The sequence below is a fragment of the Mycobacterium sp. 1165196.3 genome (genome assembly GCF_001673415.1).
In the GTDB taxonomy this organism is placed as follows: domain Bacteria; phylum Actinomycetota; class Actinomycetes; order Mycobacteriales; family Mycobacteriaceae; genus Mycobacterium; species Mycobacterium europaeum_A.
The window spans coordinates 1-5,062 of sequence record NZ_LZLU01000240.1; the positions used below are offsets into that span (position 1 = coordinate 1).

Annotated in this window: 1 protein-coding gene; it reads left to right on the forward strand. The window is 68.2% G+C overall.

What is annotated here, in order from left to right; genetic code table 11:
- On the forward strand, positions 1-5,062 hold a 5,062-nt coding region (locus A5659_RS23355), incomplete at both ends, for a non-ribosomal peptide synthetase (protein ID WP_156749337.1).

The window sequence follows — 5,062 nt, forward strand, 5'->3', positions numbered from 1 at the left end:
GCCCCGGACTACCAGGGCGATAACTACCGCGCCCCACGGACCGCCCTCGAAGACATCCTGGCCGGCATCTACGCCCAGATCCTGGGTGTCGAACGCGTCGGGATCGACGACTCCTTCTTCCACCTCGGCGGGGACTCACTGTCGGCGATGCGGCTCGTCTCGGCCGTGAATGCCGAACTGGACGCCGGCCTCACCGTCCGGTCCCTGTTCGAGGCACCCACCGTCGCGGAGCTGGCGCCGCGGATCCGCGGGGGCGGGACCAAGCTCGCGCGGGTGGCTCCGGTCGACCGGCCCCCCGTGGTGCCGCTATCCTTCGCCCAGTCCCGGCTCTGGTTTCTCGACCAATTGCACGGGCCGTCCCCGGTCCATAACATGGCCGTCGCCCTGCGACTGAGCGGACGCCTGGACACCGACGCGATGGGCGCCGCCCTGGCCGACGTGGTGGGCCGCCACGAAAGCCTGCGCACGGTCTTCGTCGCCGACCAGGGAACACCTCGCCAAGTCGTCCTCGCAGCCGAGTCCACCGGCGCCGCCTGGCAGGTCATCGACGCCGACGGCTGGTCGATAGAGCGACTCGGTGCTGCGATCGGCACCGCGGCCCGGCACCACTTTGATTTGTCCGACGAGATTCCTTTGCGGACAACGCTTTTCCGGCTCGACGACGACGATCACGTGTTGGTGGCGGTGGCCCACCATATCGCCGCGGACGGGTGGTCGCTGGCGCCGCTGGTGCGTGACCTCGGGACGGCTTATGCCAGCCGCCGCGCCGGCCGGGTGCCGGACTGGGCGCCGCTGCCGGTGCAATACGTGGACTACACGATGTGGCAGCGTGCCCAATTCGGCGACCTCGACGACCCGGACAGCCCCATCACCAGGCAGCTCGCCTACTGGGAACAAGCCCTAGCCGGGCTACCGGAACGTGTTGAGCTACCCACCGACCGGCCGTATCCCTTGGTGGCCGATTATCGCGGGGCGAGCGTGGATATCGACTGGCCCGCGGAGTTGCAGCAACGGGTGCGCGCGGTGGCGCGGGCACACAATGCCACCGAGTTCATGGTGATGCAGGCCGCGCTCTCGGTGCTGCTGGGCAAGCTCAGTGCGAGTTCCGATGTCGCCGTAGGCTTTCCGATCGCCGGCCGCAGCGATCCCGCGCTGGACGACGTGGTGGGCTTCTTCGTCAACACCCTGGTGCTGCGCGTGGACCTCGGCGGCGATCCCAGCGTCGCCGAACTGTTGGCCAGGGTGCGGCGGCGCAGCCTGGCGGCCTACGAACACCAGGACGTTCCCTTCGAAGTGCTCGTGGAGCGGCTCCGTCCCAGCCGCAGCCTGGCCCACCACCCGCTGGTCCAGGTGGTGTTGGCCTGGCAGAACCTGCCGTGGCAGCACGACGGCCCCGCCGCCGGACTGGAATTGGGCGACGTGCAGGTCACGCCTCTGCCGCTGGACACCCAGGTCGCCCGGATGGATCTGGTCTTCTCGCTGAACGAACGGTGGACCGAGGACGGCCGGCCGGGCGGCATCGGCGGAGCGGTGGAGTTCCGCACCGACGTGTTCGACCTGTCGAGCATCGAAACGCTGATCGAGCGGTTTCATCGGGTGCTGGCGGCCATGACCGCCGATCCAGCTCAACGATTGTCGTCGATCGACCTGCTCGACGAGGCCGAACGCGAGCGGCTCGACGTGGCCGGTAACCGCGCGATAGTCACCGCGCCGCCGATGGCGTTGGTGTCGATTCCGGCGTTGTTCGCCGCGCAGGTGGCAAGCGCTCCAGGGGCCGTGGCGATCACCTGCGCCGCGCGCTCGTTGACCTACCGAGAGCTCTACGAGTCGACGAACCGGTTGGCGCACTTGCTTTCCGAGCGGGGCGCGGGCCCGGGTCAGCGAGTGGCGGTGGTGATCCCACGCTCGGCTGAAGCGATCGTGGCGATTTTCGCGGTCCTCAAGACCGGGGCGGCGTATGTGCCGATCGACCCGAGCGTGCCGGCGGCGCGGTTGGAGTTCGTGCTCGGTGATGCAGCGCCGATCGCCGCGGTGACCACCGCCGAGGTGCGCGCCCGGCTGGACGGGTTCGCCGGGGTGATCGTCGACATCGACGACCCCGCCGTGGCGACCCGGCCCACCACCGGGCTTCCGGTGCCGGCGGCGGACAGCATCGCGTACCTCATCTACACGTCCGGCTCGACGGGAATTCCCAAGGGAGTGGCCGTAACCCACCGCAATGTCACCCAGCTGCTGGAAGCGATCGACGCGCGACTGAGTGCGGGCGCGGTCTGGACCCAGTGCCATTCATTGGCGTTCGACTTCTCGGTGTGGGAAATCTTCGGGTCGTTGCTGTATGGCGGGCGTCTGGTGATCGTGCCCGACGACGTGGTCCGATCGCCAGAAGACCTGCACGCGTTGTTGGTTCGCGAGCAGGTCAGCGTGTTGAGTCAGACGCCGTCGGCGTTCTATGCGCTGCAGAGCGCTGATGCGTTGGCGCCTGAGTTGGGTGAGCGGTTGAAGTTGCAGACGGTGGTCTTCGGTGGTGAGGCGCTCGAGCCGCACCGGTTGGCCACGTGGTTGCACCGTCACCCGGGCCCGCCCCGTCTGGTGAATATGTATGGCATCACCGAGGCGACGGTGCACGCCTCGTTCCGGGAGATCGTCGACGGTGACGTCGACAGCAACCTCAGCCCCATCGGAACGCCTTTGGCGCACTTGGCCTTCTTCGTGCTCGACGGCTGGCTGTGTCAGGTGCCCGTCGGTGTGGTCGGTGAGCTGTATGTGGCCGGCGGCGGGCTGGCGACCGGCTATGTGGGCCGCCCGGGCCTGTCGTCGACGCGGTTTGTCGCCTGCCCGTTCGGGGCACCCGGCGCGCGGATGTATCGCACCGGTGACCTGGTCCGGTGGGGCGCCGACGGGCAGTTGCAGTACCTGGGTCGCGCCGACGAGCAGGTCAAGATCCGCGGCTACCGGATCGAACTCGGCGAAATCCGGGCCGCTTTAAGCGAATTGGACGGCGTTGAGCATGCGGCGGTGATCGCCCGTGAAGACCGGGCCGGCGACAAGCGTCTCGTCGGCTATGTGACCGGAGTCGCTGACCCGACCGACATTCGGGCCTGGTTGGGTCAGCGGCTCCCCACATACATGGTGCCGTCGGCGGTGGTGGTGCTCGAGGCGTTGCCGCTGACCCCCAACGGCAAGCTCGACATCCGCGCGCTGCCGCCACCGGAATACTCCGACGCCGACCGCTACCGGGCCCCGACGAGCGCGATCGAGGAGATCCTGGCGGGCATCTACGCCCAGGTGCTCGGTGTGGAACGCGTCGGCGTCGACGACTCCTTCTTCGACCTCGGCGGCGACTCGCTGTCGGCGATGCGCTTGCTCGCGGCGGTGAACACCGCCTTCGACGCCGGCGTTTCGGTGCGGACGCTGTTCGAGGCGCCCACGGTGGCCCAGTTGGCGCCGCGGCTTGCCGGTGCTGGCACTCAACGGATTCCGCGGCTGCGGGCGGGTGCACGGCCGGAGTTGGTGCCGTTGTCGTTCGCGCAGTCCCGGTTGTGGTTCATCGATCAGTTGCAGGGACCGTCGCCGATGTACAACATGCCGGCGGTGCTGCGAGTGCGCGGTCGATTGGACGTGGAGGCCCTGCACGCCGCCCTCCTCGACGTGGTGGCTCGACATGAGAGTTTGCGCACGGTGTTCGCCGTCTCCGACGGGACACCGCGGCAGGTGGTGATTCCCGCTGAGCGGGCGGACGTCGGGTGGGACGTAATTGATGCCGCCGGTTGGTCGCCGGCACGGATAAAGGAGGGTGTGGATGCCGCAGCAAGGTACGCGTTCGATCTCGCAAGCGAAATACCCATACAAACAAAGCTATTCCGTCGCGGCGATGACGAGCATGTGTTGGTGGCGGTGGTCCATCATATTGCTGCGGATGGTTGGTCGCTGAATCCACTGGTGCGCGATCTGGGCACCGCCTACGCCAGTCGCAGCGGCGGCCGGGCGCCGCAGTGGGCGCCGCTGGCGGTGCAGTACGTCGACCACGCGATCTGGCAGCGGACGCAATTCGGAGACCTGGACGATCCGGACAGCCCGATCGCCGGGCAGCTGGCCTATTGGGAACGAGCCTTGGCGGGGTTGCCCGAGCATATCGAGCTGCCTACGGATCGGCCGTATCCGTCGGTGGCCGATCATCGCGGGGCCAGCGTGGGCATCGACTGGCCCGCGGAGTTGCAGCAACGGGTGCATGCGGTGGCGCGGGCGCACAACGCCACCGAATTCATGGTGGTGCAGGCCGCGCTCTCGGTGCTGCTGGCCAAGATCAGTGCGAGTTCCGATGTTGCGGTGGGCTTTCCGATCGCCGGCCGCCGTGACTCCGCGCTGGACGACGTGGTGGGATTCTTCGTCAACACCCTGGTGTTGCACGTGGATCTCGGAGGTGATCCCAGCGTCGCCGAGCTGTTGGCCCGGGTGCGTCAGCACGTCCTGGCGGCCTTCGACCACCAGGATGTGCCCTTCGAGGTGCTGGTCGAGCGGCTCAACCCCAGCCGCTCCCTGGCGCACCACCCCCTGGTCCAGGTGATGCTCGCCTGGCAGAGTGCCAACGCGGCGGAGCTTCGTCTGGGGGACCTGCAGGTCAGCGCCGAGCCGGTCGAAACGGGTACCGCCCGTATGGACCTGACGTTCTCACTGTCAGCCCGCTGGAGCGACGACGGCCGGGCCGCCGGGATCGGCGGAACCGTCGAATTCCGCACCGACGTGTTCGACCCGGACACCGTTAACACCCTGACCGAGCGACTGCGGCGGGTGTTGGTCGCCATCACCGACGACCCGCATCGCCGACTGTCCTCGATCGATGTGCTCGACACCGCCGAATGCGCGCGACTCGGTGCGTGGGGCAATGTGTCGGCGTTGGGTCGTGCGGTGGTGCCGGTGTCGGTGGTGGAGTTGTTCGCCGCGCAGGTGGCGCGGACTCCGGATGCGGTGGCGGTGACGTTCGAGGGCCGGTCCATGTCCTATCGGGAGCTTGACGAGGCGGCCAATCGGTTAGCGCATCTGCTGGTCGAGTCCGGCGCGGGCC